17 protein-coding genes are annotated in these 18701 nt (G+C 40.5%); all 17 read right to left on the bottom strand.

What is annotated here, in order from left to right; genetic code table 11:
• Positions 1 to 468: 468 nt before the first annotated feature.
• The 17 genes from CSC79_RS17795 to mnmE all read right to left on the bottom strand — a co-directional run bounded on the left by CSC79_RS17795 (position 469) and on the right by mnmE (position 18586).
• Positions 469 to 2310, bottom strand: coding sequence for a choice-of-anchor I family protein (locus tag CSC79_RS17795; protein WP_099297110.1), 1842 nt, complete (start codon positions 2308 to 2310; stop codon positions 469 to 471).
• Positions 2311 to 2445: 135 nt separating this feature from the next.
• Positions 2446 to 3804 (bottom strand): bifunctional UDP-N-acetylglucosamine diphosphorylase/glucosamine-1-phosphate N-acetyltransferase GlmU, encoded by a 1359-nt coding sequence (gene glmU / locus CSC79_RS17800; protein ID WP_099297112.1) that lies wholly within the window; start codon positions 3802 to 3804, stop codon positions 2446 to 2448.
• A gap of 279 nt (positions 3805 to 4083) precedes the next feature.
• Positions 4084 to 4506 carry a F0F1 ATP synthase subunit epsilon gene (locus CSC79_RS17805; RefSeq protein ID WP_099297114.1) on the bottom strand — a complete coding sequence of 141 codons (423 nt, stop codon included), beginning with the start codon at positions 4504 to 4506 and terminating at the stop codon, positions 4084 to 4086.
• 13 nt (positions 4507 to 4519) lie between these two features.
• On the bottom strand, positions 4520 to 5905 hold the full coding sequence (atpD, locus tag CSC79_RS17810; protein WP_099297116.1) for a F0F1 ATP synthase subunit beta: 1386 nt from the start codon (positions 5903 to 5905) through the stop codon (positions 4520 to 4522).
• 33 nt (positions 5906 to 5938) lie between these two features.
• The gene (atpG, locus tag CSC79_RS17815) at positions 5939 to 6799 is read right to left on the bottom strand and encodes a F0F1 ATP synthase subunit gamma (RefSeq protein WP_099297118.1); all 861 of its coding nucleotides are present in this window, start codon (positions 6797 to 6799) and stop codon (positions 5939 to 5941) included.
• Positions 6800 to 6859: 60 nt separating this feature from the next.
• Complete coding sequence (atpA, locus tag CSC79_RS17820) at positions 6860 to 8401, bottom strand: F0F1 ATP synthase subunit alpha (protein WP_099297120.1); 1542 nt, start codon at positions 8399 to 8401, stop codon at positions 6860 to 6862.
• 14 nt (positions 8402 to 8415) lie between these two features.
• Positions 8416 to 8949 (bottom strand): F0F1 ATP synthase subunit delta, encoded by a 534-nt coding sequence (atpH, locus tag CSC79_RS17825; protein ID WP_099297122.1) that lies wholly within the window; start codon positions 8947 to 8949, stop codon positions 8416 to 8418.
• Positions 8950 to 8965: 16 nt separating this feature from the next.
• Positions 8966 to 9436, bottom strand: coding sequence for a F0F1 ATP synthase subunit B (gene atpF / locus CSC79_RS17830; RefSeq protein ID WP_099297124.1), 471 nt, complete (start codon positions 9434 to 9436; stop codon positions 8966 to 8968).
• A 41-nt stretch (positions 9437 to 9477) separates the two neighbouring features.
• The gene (gene atpE / locus CSC79_RS17835) at positions 9478 to 9711 is read right to left on the bottom strand and encodes a F0F1 ATP synthase subunit C (RefSeq protein ID WP_010561330.1); all 234 of its coding nucleotides are present in this window, start codon (positions 9709 to 9711) and stop codon (positions 9478 to 9480) included.
• Between the two features lie 60 nt (positions 9712 to 9771).
• Positions 9772 to 10629 (bottom strand): F0F1 ATP synthase subunit A, encoded by an 858-nt coding sequence (gene atpB / locus CSC79_RS17840; RefSeq protein WP_099297126.1) that lies wholly within the window; start codon positions 10627 to 10629, stop codon positions 9772 to 9774.
• Between the two features lie 15 nt (positions 10630 to 10644).
• Positions 10645 to 11025, bottom strand: a complete 381-nt coding sequence (locus tag CSC79_RS17845) for an ATP synthase subunit I (protein WP_099297128.1) — start codon at positions 11023 to 11025, stop codon at positions 10645 to 10647.
• Between the two features lie 142 nt (positions 11026 to 11167).
• The gene (locus CSC79_RS17850) at positions 11168 to 12091 is read right to left on the bottom strand and encodes a ParB/RepB/Spo0J family partition protein (protein WP_099297130.1); all 924 of its coding nucleotides are present in this window, start codon (positions 12089 to 12091) and stop codon (positions 11168 to 11170) included.
• Between the two features lie 20 nt (positions 12092 to 12111).
• Positions 12112 to 12897 (bottom strand): ParA family protein, encoded by a 786-nt coding sequence (locus CSC79_RS17855; RefSeq protein ID WP_099297132.1) that lies wholly within the window; start codon positions 12895 to 12897, stop codon positions 12112 to 12114.
• Between the two features lie 13 nt (positions 12898 to 12910).
• A complete protein-coding gene (gene rsmG / locus CSC79_RS17860; protein WP_099297134.1) occupies positions 12911 to 13531 on the bottom strand; it encodes a 16S rRNA (guanine(527)-N(7))-methyltransferase RsmG in 621 nt (206 codons plus the stop codon).
• A gap of 15 nt (positions 13532 to 13546) precedes the next feature.
• Positions 13547 to 15436, bottom strand: coding sequence for a tRNA uridine-5-carboxymethylaminomethyl(34) synthesis enzyme MnmG (mnmG, locus tag CSC79_RS17865; RefSeq protein WP_099297136.1), 1890 nt, complete (start codon positions 15434 to 15436; stop codon positions 13547 to 13549).
• Between the two features lie 422 nt (positions 15437 to 15858).
• Positions 15859 to 16314, bottom strand: coding sequence for a flavodoxin domain-containing protein (locus tag CSC79_RS17870; protein ID WP_099297138.1), 456 nt, complete (start codon positions 16312 to 16314; stop codon positions 15859 to 15861).
• A 907-nt stretch (positions 16315 to 17221) separates the two neighbouring features.
• Positions 17222 to 18586, bottom strand: coding sequence for a tRNA uridine-5-carboxymethylaminomethyl(34) synthesis GTPase MnmE (mnmE, locus tag CSC79_RS17875; RefSeq protein ID WP_099297140.1), 1365 nt, complete (start codon positions 18584 to 18586; stop codon positions 17222 to 17224).
• Between the last annotated feature and the right edge of the window lie 115 nt (positions 18587 to 18701).

The raw sequence follows: 18701 nt of genomic DNA on the forward strand, positions 1-18701 counted from the left end.
ATTGAGACTCTAAATTTTTTGCGTCATCTAGCGAAGTAGCTTGGCTGTTAGAACTCAATCTGTACGAGTGCCCACACAGATGATTGCTTTATATTGTTAAAGAACGTTGCGATTAAAGCGCTTTGCTTTATCTCGCTAGGGCTGCGCATGTTACGCTTTCCTATTTTTTTGTCAACACTTAATTTAAGAAGTTTTAATATTAAGTTTTACTCGACTCACTTACCGTTTGTTCAGCGCTTTTCATTGCTGCCTGCCGGGTCAGTGGATGCGCATTATAGGGATTATCAGGAAGGGGTCAATGCTTTATTTAAGTTTTATTCAATTATTTTCAATTTAGTACAATTACCATACAAACAAAGGGCTGCAATGGAAATTATGTATAAAAAGCACACACAAAAATTGTTTTGTTGATGAATTAAGTAAAAGCGACACATCTCAATGATGTATCACTTTTACTCTATTATCAGTTTATTGTTTTGTAGTTATTTCCCAGACGGCAATTGAGCCTGAAATTTCGTTACCCACTATAAGCAATGCTTCATTTGTTGCACTTTGCTCTGCAGGTACAAACGCCATTCCTTCAGGAGCAAGATCACCTGTTATGTTAGAACCTGCTTCTAATCCTCGATTGTAGAAATAATCTTGGAACTTCACATCGTAAGGGTTGGTTATATCAAAGACCATTATCCCACCCATTCGCTCTAATCCAACAAAAGCAAATAGTCGATCATTAATTTGGCCTAATGTTAAAGCCTCTGGTTCAGCACCTTTATCATCTGAGCGAGTATCGCCTTTATTTTCGTCTTCGTTATTATTAAATGCCTCCCCATGAATCGAAGCCGTAATACGTCCTATAGTATCGCCTGAGTCAAATACCACCAGCCCGTTACTATCCCAAATAGTAAATGAGCGTGCGCCATATGCATAAAGCTCTTCGTATTGACCATCATTATTAGTATCCCCTTTTACAGTGGTTACTTTTAATCTACCAATATCGCTATCATCATTATTTAAGTCATCAAAATTTGCTGCGAGCGTTAAATCTTCAACACGGCTTTCGTCTATATAGGCAAGACAGCCATCGTCTTCATCGTAATCAAGCCCGCCTTTTGCTAAACAATCAGCCTCATCGGTGGCATCGAAAAAGTATTCACGCGCGTCCCCTTCATTAGCTGAAACAATAAAGTTTGCTCCTTTCCAGCTAAAACTCGAGATTGTGTCAGGCTGATACATACCAAATAAGCCTGAATATGATTTAAAATTTACACCGCCGTCTTTATCTGAAGCATCTATTTTTAAGTTAGACCAATCTTTGAAGCCCAACCCTTTTAGCTCAACGCTATTATCTTCAAGGTTAATAATAGCGAGACCGTTATTTTCTTGAATCGATACATAAGCGTATTTATTATCTTTAGAGATACTGACATATTCAGGCTCTAGATCCATTGCTACAGTAGTATTTATTAGGTTGCCATTTATAGTGCGCCCTGTTGGATTAGCAAATACCAAACCTTGTGCTTCAAGTTCTGCTTGCTGATTGTTATAAGAGGCAAAGCCAATACTGGTAGCAGTATCTTCTATTACACCATTTACAACATTGATGATACTAATTGACCCTTCTGGATCAATACTGTAGTCACCGCTTGGTTCACCTTCATTTGCAACAACTACTTTTGCACCATCGTGGCTAAATGTAACCATGTCGGGTAAAAAACCAGCCGCCACATTTTTAATAAACACAGGGCTGTTGCCACTAATATCGTAAAATGCTATTTGACCAGATTCCCCCACATTCTTTGCAGCCATTGCAACTGCAAGTAGCTCATTATTAGAATCAATTGCGATGCTATTTGCATCTCCAGGAGTATTTTCGTTTAGGGAAAGAGTAATTACACTCGTTAAGTTTGTTGACGTTACAATGCCTTCGTTGTCTTTAACCAGCGCTGTGGCATCAAAAGTGTCAGCTGGAATAATATTGACCACAGCTGCATTGCCTGAACTATTAATTGCGTATATCCACTTTTTTGATTTTTGATACGCCACAATTTCAGCTGCCCCTTCAGGGCTTTGTGCATTGAGTACCGCACGACCAACTAGATTTATATTAAGGCTTGAATTGGCATCTACGCCATCGTTCCCGTCTAAGCCGTCTATGCCGTCTGTACCATTGATACCATCAACGCCATTGATTCCTGGAGTTCCTTGTGCACCAGCTTCACCTTGCACACCGTTAACCCCATCGTCACCATCAATAGAGCAGCCTGTGAGTACCGATAGGATTGATAGTGCAAGTATTGTTCTTCGTAACATTGTTATTTCCTTAGTATTGTAATTGATTAAATATCAACACATAGGAATGACAACAATATGGCATTTTTATTTAATTACATTTATGCAATAAAAAAGCGAGTTTTTAAACTCGCTTTTTAAATTGAATAAACTTAGTTATTTTTTAACAGGCCGTTTCCAACCATCTAAGTTTCGCTGTTTACCACGTGCAACCGCTAATTGTTCATCAGCCACTGCGTTTGTAATGACCGAACCAGCTCCAATTGTAGCTGTTGCACCAATATTTACAGGTGCAACTAATGACGAATTTGACCCGATAAATGAGTTATCGCCAATGATAGTTTTTGATTTATTTACGCCATCGTAGTTACAGGTAATAGTACCTGCACCTATATTAACCTTTTCGCCAATTTCAGCATCGCCAAGATAAGTTAAGTGATTAGCTTTAGAGCCTTTTCCTAAACGCGATTTTTTCATTTCAACAAAGTTACCAATATGCGAATCTTCTTCCATAATAGCGCCAGGACGAAGACGGGCGTAAGGGCCTAGTGTACATTTAGCTGCGACAGACGCATCTTCAACTAATGTATTCGCTTTAATAATTACGTTATCGCCAATCGTACAATCTTTAAGGACACAATTAGGACCGATTTCAACGTTGTTACCCAGTGTTACTTTACCTTCAAAGATAACATTAACATCAATCAGCACATCTTCGCCGGTTGTCACTTCGCCGCGTACATCGATACGCGCAGGGTCTGCAAGTGTTGCACCGTTTAGCATTAATTCTTCTGCTTGCCAAGCTTGATATGCACGTTCAAGACCAGCAAGTTGTACACGGTTATTTGCACCTTCAACTTCCATTGGGTGATCCGGTTGCGCTGAGCTGATCTCAACACCTTCAGCGTGTGCCATTGCTACGATGTCTGTTAGGTAGTATTCGCCCTGTGCGTTTTCGTTAGACAAGTTACCTAACCAGCTTTTTAATAGCTTGCCATTCACTGCCATAATGCCAGTGTTTACTTCAGTAATTAATAGTTGCTCTGGTGATGCGTCTTTTTGCTCAACAATTCCGACTAACTTGCCGTCTACACGCAACATACGGCCGTAGCCATTAGGGTTTACTAAATTAACAGTTAATACTGCTAAGCCATTCTTAGGCGTCGCTTCAAGCAAGCGCTCAAGTGTAGATTGTTTAGTAAGTGGTACGTCACCGTATAAGACTAGAACAGTGTCTTCATCATTAATATGAGGGTTTGCTTGTGCTACAGCATGACCGGTACCAAGCTGGTCTGCTTGAAGCACCCAGTTTACGGCATTATCAGCCAATTGCTGTTGTAATAACTCGCCGCCGTGACCATAAACTAAATTAGTTGAAGTTGCACCTAATGCATTGGCGTTATCAATGACATGTTGCACCATGGGTTTACCCGCAACTTTGTGCAGTACTTTTGGTAGAGCCGAACGCATACGAGTACCTTTACCCGCAGCTAAAATAACCGTCGTAAGTGACATTAAAACAATATCCTTCTTTCTTTGTTTTAGTTAACTAACACAATCACACCACTATTTATTTGGTGACGCATGCCACTTCATGTGCGCATGCTCGCAGCAAAAATAATCACATGCTGCGTACCTAAATTGAATGAGTGTTTGTTTATCTAGCTTTATTGTAACGAGGTTTGCTGAAGGATATAAGTATAAGAAGTGATCTAATGCACTCTTTGCATCAATAATTTATTTTAAGCACAAAAAAGCCCACTATAAAGTGGGCTTTTAATAAACCAGATAGGCTTACTTATTACGTAATTGCTGAATAACACGTAGCTGAGCAATTGCTTCAGCGAGTTGAACAGCTGCTTGGTTATAATCTAACTCAGCAGTGCCACCTTGTGCCATTTGTTGTTCAGCGTCACGTTTAGCTTGTTCTGCAGCTTGTTCGTCTAAGTCTTCACCTCGAACAGCTGTATCTGCAAGTACAGAAACAATGTTCGGTTGAACTTCTAGCGTGCCACCTGCAATGTAGATGAGCTCTTCTTCACCAAATTGCTTAACTAAACGTACCATACCAGGTTTAAGGGCAGTTAGTAGTGGAGCGTGACCGGCATTTACACCTAACTCACCTTCACTACCACTTACTTGAATAGATTCAACCAAACCAGAAAATAATTTCTCTTCAGCGCTTACTACGTCAAGATGTACAGTCATAGCTGCCATACTACCCTCCTAATTACATGCTTTTGGCTTTTTCTGCCGCTTCTTCGATAGAGCCAACCATGTAGAACGCTTGCTCTGGAAGGTCATCAAACTCACCGTTTAAGATGCCTTTAAAGCCAGCAATTGTGTCTTTAAGTGAAACGTATTTACCTGACGCACCTGTAAATACCTCTGCCACGAAGAATGGCTGAGATAGGAAGCGTTGGATTTTACGTGCACGAGATACAAGTTGCTTATCTTCGTCAGAAAGCTCGTCCATACCTAGGATTGCAATGATGTCTTTAAGTTCTTTATAACGCTGAAGAACTGTTTGAACGCCACGTGCTGTATCGTAGTGCTCTTGACCAATTACTTGTGGGTCAAGTTGACGTGAAGATGAATCAAGTGGGTCTACCGCAGGGTAAATACCAAGTGAAGCGATATCACGTGAAAGTACTACTGTTGCATCTAAGTGAGCAAAGGTAGTTGCTGGAGATGGATCCGTTAAATCATCCGCAGGTACGTATACCGCTTGGATTGAAGTAATTGAGCCAGTCTTAGTAGATGCGATACGCTCTTGAAGTACACCCATTTCTTCAGCAAGTGTAGGCTGGTAACCTACTGCTGATGGCATACGACCAAGAAGTGCTGATACTTCTGTACCTGCAAGTGTATAACGGTAGATGTTATCTACGAAGAAAAGTACGTCACGACCTTCGTCACGGAATTTCTCAGCCATAGTAAGACCCGTTAACGCTACGCGTAAACGGTTACCTGGAGGCTCGTTCATCTGACCGTATACAAGCGATACTTTATCAAGTACGTTTGAATCGTTCATCTCATGGTAGAAATCGTTACCCTCACGAGTACGCTCACCAACACCTGCGAATACTGAGTAGCCGCTGTGCTCGATTGCGATGTTACGGATAAGTTCCATCATGTTTACGGTTTTACCAACACCGGCACCACCGAATAAACCAACTTTACCACCTTTAGCGAACGGACATACAAGGTCGATTACCTTGATACCTGTTTCTAAAAGTTCAATTGAACTTGATTGCTCTTCGTAAGAAGGCGCTGCACGGTGAATAGACATACGGTCTTCTTCGCCGATTGGGCCTGCTTCATCGATTGGCTCACCAAGTACGTTCATGATACGACCTAAAGTTGCAGTACCTACTGGAACTTTAATCGCTTCACCTGTGTTTTCTACTGAAGCACCACGACGTAAACCGTCTGTAGTACCTAGTGCGATAGCACGTACCACACCGCCACCTAGCTGTTGTTGAACTTCTAGAGTCAAACCTGCTAAATCGCCATCTGTTACTTTTAGTGCGTCATATACGGCTGGCACGTTGTTTTGCGAATATTCAATATCCACAACGGCACCGATAATTTGGACGACCTTACCTAAACTCATGTCTATTCCTCTCTTTAATCTTTGCCAGAAGCATTAAACTGCGGCTGAACCAGAAACAATCTCACTAATTTCTTGTGTGATTGCAGCTTGGCGCGCCTTGTTATAAATAAGCTGTAACTCATCCATAAGGTCGCCAGCGTTATCAGTTGCAGCTTTCATCGCAACCATACGGGCAGCCTGTTCAGAGGCAGCGTTCTCAACTACACCTTGGTATACTTGAGACTCAATAAAGCGTACTAACAGCGCTTCTAAAATCGCGTCTGGGTTTGGCTCGTATAAGTAGTCCCATGCATGTGCAGAAACTTCTTCTTCAGCTTTTGGCAAAGGGAGTAACTGATCTATCATTGGCTCTTGCTTCATGGTATTAACGAAGTTGTTATATACCAAGAATAAACGGTCAATTTTGCCTTCAGAGAATGCATCTAGCATTATTTTTACAGGACCAATTATGTCTTGTACTGAAGGTTTATCTCCTAAGCCCGCTTTTTTAGCGAGTAGTTGACCACCAAAACGTTGGAAGAAACCAGCAGCTTTGCTGCCTAAAGTTGCAAACTCGGCGTCTACACCTTTTTCTTTCCACGCTTTAACGTCTTGTGCAACTTTCTTAAACTCGTTTGAGTTTAAGCCGCCACACAAACCACGGTCAGTAGAGATAACAATATAACCAACTCGTTTTACTTCACGCTCTTCTAAGAACGGGTGAGTAAAATCAAGATTTGCTTGAGCAACACGACCAATTACTTTACGTAATTTTTCAGCGTATGGACGGCTTGAAGCCACTCGTTCTTGCGCCTTTTTCATTTTAGACGCAGCAACCATTTCCATTGCACTGGTGATCTTTTGAGTATTTTTAATACTGCCGATCTTGCTTTTAATCTCTTTTCCGCTGGCCATGACTCTCTCTCCGAATCAAGGTGAGCTTTAGCAAGCTAAAGCGCACCATTAATAACTAAATTACCAAGTTTGCGTAGACTTGAACTTCTCTAGAAGTTCTTTAAGCTGCGCTTCGATCTCGGCGTTGTAGTTACCTGTTTCATTGATTTGAGCCATAAGCTCTGCGTATGTGCTGTTTGCATAAGAAAGTAAAGCTGCTTCGAAATCCATGATTTTAGGGATTTCAACATCTTTTAAATAACCTTTCTCTGCTGCAAATAACGACAAAGACATTTCAGCAACAGACATTGGTGCGTACTGTTTCTGCTTCATTAGCTCTGTTACACGCTCACCATGCTCAAGTTGAGCACGAGTTGCATCATCAAGGTCAGACGCGAACTGCGAGAACGCAGCTAATTCACGATACTGAGCTAGGGCTAGACGGATACCGCCACCTAGTTTCTTAACGATTTTAGTTTGTGCAGCACCACCAACACGCGATACCGAGATACCAGCATTTACTGCCGGACGGATACCTGAGTTGAATAAGTCAGTTTCTAAGAAGATCTGACCATCGGTGATAGAGATAACGTTAGTCGGTACGAACGCAGAAACGTCGCCGCCTTGAGTTTCAATGATTGGCAATGCCGTCAATGAACCTGTTTTACCTTTCACTTCACCATTAGTGAACTTCTCAACGTAATCAGCGTTTACACGCGATGCACGCTCTAGAAGACGTGAGTGAAGATAGAATACGTCACCTGGGTATGCTTCACGACCTGGTGGACGCTTAAGTAGCAATGAGATTTGACGGTAAGCAACAGCTTGCTTAGATAAATCATCATATACGATTAGCGCGTCTTCACCACGGTCACGGAAGTATTCACCCATAGTACAGCCCGAGAACGGAGCTAAGTACTGAAGTGCCGCAGACTCAGAAGCAGATGCAACAACAACGATTGTGTTTTCTAATGCACCGTGCTCTTCTAATTTACGTACTACGTTAGCAATAGTAGAGGCTTTTTGACCAACCGCAACGTACACACACTTAACGCCTGTGCCTTTTTGGTTGATGATTGCATCGATTGCTAGTGCAGTTTTACCTGTTTGGCGGTCACCGATCACAAGCTCACGCTGACCACGACCAACTGGAATCATCGCATCAATAGATTTGTAACCAGTTTGAACTGGCTCATCAACAGATTGACGTTCGATTACACCTGGTGCAATTTTTTCTACAGGTTCAAAACCGTCGTTATCTAAAGCGCCTTTACCATCGATAGGTGCACCAAGTGTGTTTACAACACGACCAAGTAGACCACGACCAACAGGAACTTCTAAGATACGGCCAGTTGTATAAACTTTTACGCCTTCTGTAAGGTCAGCGTAAGGACCCATTACTACTGCACCAATTGAGTCACGCTCAAGGTTTAGTGCGATAGCATAACGGTTGCCAGGAAGCTCAATCATCTCACCTTGCATACAGTCAGCTAGACCGTGGATGCGAATGATACCGTCAGTAACAGATACAATTGTACCTTCGTTACGAGCTTCACTTACAACTTCGAACTGCTCAATACGTTGTTTGATCAGATCTGAAATTTCAGTGGAATTAAGTTGCATGCTCTTTTTCCCAATTACGATTGTAGTGTTGTGGCTAAGCGGTTTAATTTACCGCGTACTGAGCCGTCGATTACAGTATCACCAGACTTGATAATTAGTCCGCCAACAACTGTAGCGTCTTCACTACAATTCAGCTTAACTTTGCGTGCGAAACGTTTTTCAAGTGCCGCTACCAATGATTCTTGCTGCTGAGCAGCTAGAGGGGTTGCCGAAATCACGTCTACTTCGATTTCTTTATCGTATTCTGCTTTAAATTCAGCAAATAACTCTGCAACCGCAGGTAGGGCAATCAAACGTCCATTTTCAGCCATCACCTTCACTAGGTTCTGACCTTGTTCGTTGAGCTGCTCAGCACAAATCTGATTAAATAACTCAGCTTGTGCAGTTGCAGTAGGCAATCCAGCTAAAATGCTTGATGCTTGTTCATTGCTGGCAACTTCACCAGCAAAAAACAACATCTCATTCCAGCTTTCCATAGTGCCTTTTTCAACGGCAAGTTCAAAAGCCGCTTTAGCGTATGGGCGAGCGATAGTAGTCAATTCAGACATGCTCATACCCTCCTAATTACAGCTCAGCGACAAGTTTTTCAACGATGTCACTATGTGCGGCTTGATTGATTTCGCGCTCTAAAATGCGTTCAGCACCAACCACTGCAAGAGTAGCTACTTGTTTACGTAGCTCTTCTGTTACACGGTTACGTTCTGCTTCGATTTCAGATTGCCCTTGAGCAATAATTTTTTCACGCTCTTGCTGACCACGAACTGTTTCTTCGTCAACAATTAGCACGGCACGCTTTTTAGCTTGATCAATGATATCAGCCGCTTGAGCTTTTGCATCTTTAAGCTGATCAGCAGCTTTCTTTTGCGCAAGTTCTAAGTCTTTCTCGGCTCTATCAGAGGCAGCTAAACCATCTTCGATTTTCTTTTGGCGAGCTTCAATTGCACCGTTTAATGGTGGCCATACGAATTTCATACAGAAAAGTACGAACACCGTAAACGCAATTAATTCACCGATAAGAGTGGCGTTTAAGTTCACAACCGCTCCTCCTTAAATAGTAAGCTGTTCAAAAAATAAAATTAAAGTACGAACAACAATACCATCGCGATACCAACACCAATCATTGCTACAGCATCGATTAGACCAGCTAGGATGAACATCTTAACTTGTAGTGAAGGAGCAAGTTCAGGTTGACGCGCACACGCTTCTAGGAATTTACCACCCATGTTACCGAAGCCGATTGCAGTACCGATTGCACCAAAACCGATAAGTAAAGCTACAGCGATATACTTAAGACCGATCATTAGTTCCATTTTTTTCTCCAAAGTTTCAATTGTAAATTAAAGTTAAAAGTAAAATTGTAAATGTATAAATTAGTGATTATCAGAGCTTGCCATGCTTAGGTAAACGATTGTAAGCATCATGAATACGAACGCTTGTAATACGATTACTAAGATATGGAATACTGCCCAGATAAAGTGCAACGGAAGTTGCATTAAACCAACTGCGCCGATTAAGATGAAAATCAACTCACCAGCATATAAATTACCGAACAAACGCAGTGCTAGCGAGAAAGGCTTAGCAACAAGAGCAATAAGTTCAAGTAACAAATTAAATGGGATCAAAAGAATTTGAACCAATGTGTTGTTTGAGCTGAACGGGTGAAGCGTTAACTCTTTAATGAAACCACCGATACCCTTGATTTTAATTGAGTAACCGATCATCAATAAGAAAACACCTAGCGCTAGCGCTGCTGTTAAGTTGATGTCAGTAGTAGGTACGATTTTCATGTATACGTCATGTGAGTCCATACCAAATGCAGTTTCGCCAACAAAGCCAGCAAATGCAGGTAGGAAATCAACAGGTATTAAGTCCATTAAGTTCATTAAGAATACCCAAACGAATATCGTTAATGCTAATGGTGCGATAAGCTTGCTCTTACCGTGGAAGGTATCGCGTACGTTGTCGCCAACGAATTCGACTACCATTTCAATGAAACATTGAAATTTACCCGGTACACCCAGTGTTGATTTTTTAGCGGCACTACGGAAGATCCATAAAAATATAAGACCTAAACCGATAGACCATGCGAGGGTATCTATATGCCATGCCCAGATCCCACTGTCACTACATGCTTTATTAAATGCGAAACCGGCATCGGTATAACACATCTTTGCATTAGTTAAGTGGTGCTGAATATGGCTAGATAGAGTAACTTCTTCTGCAGCCATGTTATATCCCAAAAGTTAATGTTTAAAAAAAACGGGTGCAAACAATCCTGTTATTAGCGTAAGTACATAAATACTAAAAAAAGGTAACATTATTACCGTAAAATGCTTTAGTACTAGCGCGAACAATATGATTGTCAGCAAAAATTTTAGTCCATTACCACGCTTTAGCGAGGTATATGCTTGATTTACCTTACTAGCACCCATATACCTGAATGCATAGATGGCAAATACACAGTGGGGAAGTACTGCTACAGCGCCTCCAGCTAATGCTGATAGACCAGCATCTACTCCCCAACCGATGAAAACAATTGTGGCAGCAACCAATGCTACACTACCTTGCAAACAGATTAATTTAAATGCAGCCAACTGATAAGGCGCTGCTAACTTATTAGTCACGTTTCGTTAACCTTATTGGCATTCTATTTGTCAGGGTATGAAAACTGGCGAAATTATACTGAATCCTGCCAGTTTTGCAACTTGAGTCGGTGTATTGTGGTGCAAAATAGCGACAATTGTCTCATTTTGGACATGATATTAATTAATGCTCGGAATAGTCTTGGTTTATACGGTGTAAAATTCCATCTAACTCATCTAAATTAGTGTAGGAAATAACCAATTTACCTTTGCCTTTTTTGTTGTAGTTGATTTCTACTTTGGCGCCCAAGTTGTCTGCTAATTGCTGTTCTAACTGTTTGACATCTGGATCTTTTTCTAAAGGCTCTTTTTTAGGTGCGGGCTCTAAAATTGAACGAACTAACTTCTCTGTTTCACGAACAGTCAACGCTTTTGCAACGGCCAAGCGCGCAGCATCAGATTGCGACTCACCTTCTAGCGCTAACAAACAACGAGCATGACCCATTTCAATGTCACCATGTTCTAACAATATTTTAACATCATCGTTTAAGTTATTTAAGCGCAGTAAATTAGTTACCGTGGTGCGAGATTTACCGACAGCTTCAGCCACTTGTTGGTGCGTTAATTCAAATTCATTCAGTAAACGGCTTAATGCAATGGCTTCTTCCATTGCATTTAAATCTTCACGTTGAATATTTTCAATCAGCGCAATAGCAACAGCCGCTTCATCAGGCACATCCTTAATAATACAAGGAACAACATCCAGCTTCGCTATCTGTGCTGCACGCCAGCGACGTTCACCAGCAATAATTTCATAACTATTTTCTGCAATAGGGCGCACTACGATTGGTTGAATGATACCTTGTGAACGAATAGAGCTTGCTAATTCTTCAAGTGCTTCTTCCGACATGTCTTTACGCGGTTGGTATTTACCTGAATGTAAGAACTCAATCGCTAATTTCTGTAAATCAGACTTTGGACCATCAACTGATTGTTCTATTACAGGTGATACCTCAGCCGTATCTTGATTTACCGGCGTTGGTGCTGGTTTTGATGAACTTAGTAAAGCATCGAGTCCTCGGCCTAAACCGCGTTTTTTAGCAGACATGTTATTTTTTTACCTCAAAGTTAGGCGACGATAGGAGATTTTTTTTCTTTTCTGCGAAGCATTTCACCGGCAAGGGCTAAATAGGCTTTAGCGCCACTTGATGCCCGGTCATAGTACATAGCGGGTGCGCCAAAACTCGGCGCTTCAGCTAAACGCACATTACGTGGAATAACGGTGCGGTATACTTTATCACCAAAATGTTGTTTTAACTGTTCTGATACATCATTTGCTAATCGATTACGTGGATCGTACATCGTACGCAAGATACCTTCTATTTGCAGTTTTGGATTAACCATTTTAGCAAGTTGGGTAATGGTATCCATCAAAGCAGTTAATCCTTCAAGCGCATAATACTCACATTGCATTGGCACTAAAATGGAATCTGCAGCAGCCATTGCGTTTACAGTTAACATATTTAAAGAAGGAGGACAGTCGATAAAAATAAATTCGTATTGATCTGATATTTTTTCTAAAGCATTCCGTAAGCGTACTTCGCGAGCAAAAAGCTCCATCAGTTTTACTTCTGCTGCGGTAACATCGCCATTGGCAGCAATTAAATGATATTCACCAGAGGTCTCTTTGCATACGACTTCATCGATTGGCTTTTCTTCGATTAATAAATCATAGATGGTTGCAACATCGCTGTATTTATCAACACCGCTTCCCATGGTGGCATTACCTTGCGGATCGAGATCGATTAATAGCACTTTGCGTTTTGTTGCAGCCATAGAAGCTGCTAAATTTACAGCTGTGGTGGTTTTACCCACGCCGCCTTTTTGATTTGCTATTGCAATGACTTTTGCCACAGTGCTCTGATCCCTAGTCTTTAGAAAGAATAATTAAATGTCTTTGTGCATCTAACTCTGGAACTTCCAATGCTATTTTTTGCTCAAATTTAATGCCTGCTGGTAATGATTCTAGTTCGTCACTAGGAAACACACCTTTCAATGCTATAAATTTACCTGAATGATCAATTAAGTGTGAACACCAGTCAACCATATCTTGTAATGAAGCAAATGCACGACTTAATACACCATCTAATTTAACACTTGGCTGGTATTGTTCAACTCTAGACTGTACAGGGGTGACATTTTTAAGCCCAAGCTCATGTTTAACTTGCATTAAAAATCTTACTCGCTTGCCTAAGCTATCCAGTAAAACAAACTGAGTATTGGGTAGCGCTATCGCTAAAACAATACCCGGTAAACCAGGACCCGTCCCAACATCTATATAATGATGACCGGGTAGGTGAGGAGCAACAACTAAACTATCCATGATGTGTTTAATCATCATTTCCTCTGGCATGCGCACAGATGTTAGATTATATGCTTTGTTCCATTTGTTAAGTAACTCAACATATTGAACGAGTTGTTGCTGTTGTTTTTCAGTTAGCGCAATATCAGTTTGCGCTAACAAAGAGGTCAATTGTTGCTGTAACACGGTATTCCTTAATCACTACGCGATTTTGCGTAATAAGCCTTGCTTCTTTAGATACACTAATAATAGCGAAATCGCCGCAGGGGTGATACCAGAAATACGCGATGCTTGGCCGATAGTGTCAGGGCGGGCTTCTGTTAACTTAGCAACAACTTCATTTGATAACCCCGAAACAGTCGAATAATCATAATCTTTTGGCAATACGGTTTCTTCGTGACGTAATTGTTTATTGATCTCATCTTGCTGGCGTGCAATGTAGCCTGCATATTTAGTATGGATCTCAACTTGTTCAAGCGCCGGTGCATTTTCAAACTCAGATCCTAGGCCATCAATTGCCATAAGATCGATGTAACGAATCTCAGGACGACGTAGAAGATCTTCTAAACTCGCTTCACGAACTAAAGGTGTTTTCAATAAGTTATTTACTTGATCAATTACAGCATGATCCTTATGGATCCATGTTTCTTTAATACGCTGTGACTCTTTTGCGATCACATCCATTTTTTCGTTAAATGATTGCCAACGCTCATCATTAACCAAACCTAGCTCGCGGCCTTTGGCTGTTAGACGGATATCTGCATTATCTTCACGTAGCAATAAACGGTATTCAGCACGGCTAGTAAACATACGGTATGGTTCTTTAGTGCCGAGTGTTGTTAGATCATCAATAAGTACACCTACATAAGCTTCATCACGACGTGGGGTCCATGGCTCTTTACCTTGAACTTGAAGCGCAGCATTCATACCAGCAATTAAACCTTGTGCACCCGCTTCTTCATACCCTGTAGTGCCATTAATTTGGCCAGCAAAGAATAATCCATTAATAAACTTAGTTTCTAATGATTTCTTTAAATCGCGAGGATCAAAAAAGTCGTATTCAATTGCGTAACCTGGGCGACATATATGCGCATTTTCAAAACCGGCAATTGATTGTACGATTTCTAATTGAACATCAAATGGTAAGCTTGTAGAAATACCATTAGGGTAAAGCTCATAAGAGGTTAATCCTTCTGGCTCCACAAATATTTGGTGTTTATCTTTATCTGCAAAACGAACGATCTTATCTTCAATTGATGGACAATAGCGTGGACCAATGCCTTCAATCACACCTGAATACATAGGTGAGCGATGAAGGTTATTGCGGATCACATCATGAGTTTTTTCATTGGTGTACGTGATATAACACGGAATTTGTTGTGGATGATCACTTTGTTTACCTAAAAATGAAAATACCGGGGTAGGTGCATCACCTGGCTGCTCTTGCATTTTAGTAAAATCAACAGTGCGTGCATCTATACGTGGTGGCGTACCTGTTTTTAAGCGATCAACACGAAATGGCAATTCACGTAAACGATCAGCTAAAGCGATTGAAGGTGGATCACCTGCTCTTCCGCCTTTAAAATTCTCAAGGCCGATATGAATTTGTCCACCAAGGAAAGTACCAACGGTCAATACCACTGATGGTGCGCTAAAACGTAACCCCATTTGGGTAACTACACCTTTAACCTGGTTATTTTCTACAATGAGATCATCACACGATTGCTGAAAGATCTTTAAATTATCTTGGTTTTGCAAGATGTCTTGAATGGCAGCCTTATATAAAGCGCGATCAGCTTGTGCACGAGTTGCACGAACAGCAGGGCCTTTAGAAGAGTTTAGTGTTCGAAATTGGATCCCGCCTTTATCAATAGCTTGAGCCATTGCACCGCCGAGTGCATCAATTTCTTTAACTAAATGACCCTTGCCAATACCACCAATGGCAGGGTTGCATGACATTTGGCCTAAGGTATCCATGTTGTGAGTCAGTAAAAGCGTATTCATTCCCATACGCGCAGCAGCCAATGCAGCTTCAGTGCCTGCATGCCCACCACCAACAACGATAACATCAAAATTTTCGTGAAAAATCATTTCAGGATCCTACTTAAATCAACCAGCAAACTGCCAAGGGGAGCGTATTCTACCTATAAATTGACAGAAGATAAATGATTAAACTGTGCTCAAGATCTAAGTAAGTGATCTCTAATAATATAAAGGATCTTTTAAAGAGATCTTTTATTTCTATTACTACTACTGATCAGGTTTTCTGTTGATAAGGTCTAGTTTGTATATTAAAACATAGAGTTAGATCCGATCTAAAGGTGTATATATGATCGGATCAACACGCATATAAGCTCTGACCAAAAGAGCTATTTATACACAGGGGGTAATCGAATGGATCTTATCCCATGGATAACAACCCTTAGAAACGCAGTTAGATCATAGGTTATCCACAAACCGATCTAAATTCTCAATATATTGTGCATAACTTTAGCTGGTGGATTTACATTAGATCACTGTGTTTTTAGGTTATTTATTTCGATCCACCCTGGCAGCCAGGCTAAAGCAGTGTCTTCTGGTAGTTCTTCATCAAGTATGTTCAGTTCGAGTCGCTGGGCCGTACAGTGCGCACCTTTGCTCAAAAGTAGTGCCTCTAAATTGCGTCCAGCAAGGTTATAAGTGTCATAGCTGGTGTCTCCTAAGCCAATAACACTAAACTTTAATCCTTGTAAATCATCTACTTGATTAATACTCTCGATAAAAGGAAGCAAGTTTTCTGGGTAGTCACCTGCACCATATGTTGATGTACATATTAGCCAGATAGTGTTGTCTTGGTTGATATCATTAAAGCTTGGCTGATCATGCACTTCAGTTGAGATCCCTAATGAAATTAGCTGTTCTGCTAATTGTTCACCAACATACTCAGCAGATCCCATTTGACTACCAATTATAATATTTACCAAAGACATAAATTTGCTGATCACTTACTAACTTAATTTGCAGCTATGATAGCTAACTTTATTGCTCAGTAAAGGGAATACTTTCACTTTGTATAACTTTTTATGAGTAAAAACTATCCATTCATTTTTGGTTTATTTTAATTTATTGAAAAATATAAACAAAATAAAATATTCCTAAATGTAATCATCTGATAAAGCTGTGTGTAATTAGTGTGGAACTATTGGATTTTTATTAACTGATCAGAATCATTTTTTACTAAGTCATTGATCTTTTTTAGATAACAAAGTGTTTATTTTTATTCGTATACCTATAAATAAAATGTGGATAGATCGGCTGTGAATAACGATCGTTTGAGGTTATAAAAAAAGTACTCTTCATTAATTATTTTTTCATTTACAGCAATATTAACGGTTTATTTTTTAAAAAACGTTAAATAAAGACAAAAAGAGAGAGGAACCTTACTTAGTTTTTATAAAAAATATGGCTTTTAACTTAAAGATCGTCCGTTTGTGGATAAGTTTTTTGTTTTATTAAGTGATCATTAGCACTGTTTAACGTCTTTTTTATTTTAGGATCGATCAGCACTGCTTATTATCAAGAGCTAAATGCTTTTTTAAATTGCTTAATTTAAGCGTAAAAATATCAAATCAAACGATGAAATAGCGCTTTTAGCTAGGTCGCGTTAATGAAAATTAGACTTTTAAATACGCGTGTCAGGTAATCTTCAAAATGCAGTAGATGCTGATAATGTGTACTTATTTAAAGCTTAGAATGAGTCAGAGTGGGCGTTATCCACCAGCAATTTGGCTTAGTTTTTGATTTTTTAAATGGTTTTATGCAGAGGGTTTATAACTAAAGAGGTCGTAATTGTGAGTGAAAAGAGTGCTTTCACACTCTTTTAATATAAGAGTAAAGTTATTTACCGATACAAAACGAGCTAAATATTTTGCCAAGTAGGTCATCAGAGGTAAATTCGCCGGTAATTTCATTGAGGAAGTGCTGTGTTAAACGCAGCTCTTCTGCCAGTATTTCACCAGCTATATGCATCTCTAATTGGTCCTTACCTGTATGCAAATGATGGGCTGCGTTTTCTAATGCATCTAAATGACGACGACGTGCCATAAAGCCACCTTCCGTTGCGCCATCAAACCCGACACAAGCTTTTAAGTGAGTACGAACTAACTCTATACCTTCAGCATTTTTAGCACTGAGACTTATCACTGGGTATTGCTGGTTTTCACTCATACCGACTTCATCACCCGATAAATCCGCTTTATTTCGGATCACCGTTACTCCCATACCTTGTGGAAGCTTGGCCATAAACTCCGGCCAAATAGCATGTGGGTCGGTGTCTTTTGTATCAGTACCATCAAGCATAAATAACACGCGATCAGCTTGGTTTATTTCATCCCATGCGCGCTCTATACCTATTTGTTCTACTCGATCAGGGCTTTCACGTAGGCCTGCGGTATCTATAATATGCAGTGGCATGCCATCAATATGGATATGTTCGCGTAGTACATCACGGGTGGTGCCTGCAATCTCTGTTACGATGGCGGCTTCTCTACCTGCTAAGGCATTAAGTAAGCTAGATTTACCCGCATTAGGGCGCCCAGCAATAACAACACGCATACCTTCACGCATAATACTGCCTTGCTTAGCTTGATTGGTCACGTTGTTGAGTTGATCAATAATGGCATTTAGATCACCAGAGACTTTACCGTCTGATAGAAAATCGATTTCTTCATCAGGAAAATCAATTGCTGCTTCAACATACATACGCAAGTGAATGACTTTTTCGACTAGAGTATCAATATGCTTTGAAAACTCACCCTGAAGCGATTGTAATGCGCTTTTTGCTGCTTGTTCACTAGTGGCATTAATTAAATCAGCAATGGCCTCTGCTTGGGTTAAATCCATTTTATCGTTCATGAAAGCGCGTTCTGAAAACTCACCTGGCTTGGCAAGTCGCACGCCGTCGATTTGGCTTATTTCCTTTAATAGCATATCCAGAACTACTGGGCCGCCGTGACCTTGTAACTCAAGTACATCTTCGCCAGTAAATGAATTAGGACCCGCGAAGTAAATTGCAATACCTTGGTCAAGTTGCTTACCTGCAAGGCTTTTAAAAGGTACATAGTCAGCATAGCGAACTTTAGGGCAACGGCCAATAATTTGCTCTGCAACGCTTTTTGCTAAGCTGCCAGAGACGCGAATAATACCAACCCCACCACGTCCTGGTGCGGTTGCTTGTGCTGCAATTGTGTCTTGATTAATCATGCGATGAAATAATGCCAATGAAAGAATGAATGCTAGCTCTATTGTAACCTATGGCTTAATTTCATGCGAATAGCTGTTTAACCAATGAAGTGCTAGAAGTCTGATGTAAATATTA

Source organism: Pseudoalteromonas sp. 3D05, assembly GCF_002723455.1.
Lineage (GTDB): Bacteria > Pseudomonadota > Gammaproteobacteria > Enterobacterales > Alteromonadaceae > Pseudoalteromonas.

Excerpts from the sequence above, each read along its gene's own strand:
- CSC79_RS17795 (WP_099297110.1), bottom strand. The coding sequence starts at position 2,310 with ATGTTACGAAGAACAATACTTGCACTATCAATCCTATCGGTACTCACA.
- glmU (WP_099297112.1), bottom strand. The coding sequence starts at position 3,804 with ATGTCACTTACGACGGTTATTTTAGCTGCGGGTAAAGGTACTCGTATG.
- CSC79_RS17805 (WP_099297114.1), bottom strand. The coding sequence starts at position 4,506 with ATGGCAGCTATGACTGTACATCTTGACGTAGTAAGCGCTGAAGAGAAA.
- atpD (WP_099297116.1), bottom strand. The coding sequence starts at position 5,905 with ATGAGTTTAGGTAAGGTCGTCCAAATTATCGGTGCCGTTGTGGATATT.
- atpG (WP_099297118.1), bottom strand. The coding sequence starts at position 6,799 with ATGGCCAGCGGAAAAGAGATTAAAAGCAAGATCGGCAGTATTAAAAAT.
- atpA (WP_099297120.1), bottom strand. The coding sequence starts at position 8,401 with ATGCAACTTAATTCCACTGAAATTTCAGATCTGATCAAACAACGTATT.
- atpH (WP_099297122.1), bottom strand. The coding sequence starts at position 8,949 with ATGTCTGAATTGACTACTATCGCTCGCCCATACGCTAAAGCGGCTTTT.
- atpE (WP_010561330.1), bottom strand. The coding sequence starts at position 9,711 with ATGGAACTAATGATCGGTCTTAAGTATATCGCTGTAGCTTTACTTATC.
- atpB (WP_099297126.1), bottom strand. The coding sequence starts at position 10,629 with ATGGCTGCAGAAGAAGTTACTCTATCTAGCCATATTCAGCACCACTTA.
- CSC79_RS17850 (WP_099297130.1), bottom strand. The coding sequence starts at position 12,091 with ATGTCTGCTAAAAAACGCGGTTTAGGCCGAGGACTCGATGCTTTACTA.
- mnmG (WP_099297136.1), bottom strand. The coding sequence starts at position 15,436 with ATGATTTTTCACGAAAATTTTGATGTTATCGTTGTTGGTGGTGGGCAT.
- CSC79_RS17870 (WP_099297138.1), bottom strand. The coding sequence starts at position 16,314 with ATGTCTTTGGTAAATATTATAATTGGTAGTCAAATGGGATCTGCTGAG.
- mnmE (WP_099297140.1), bottom strand. The coding sequence starts at position 18,586 with ATGATTAATCAAGACACAATTGCAGCACAAGCAACCGCACCAGGACGT.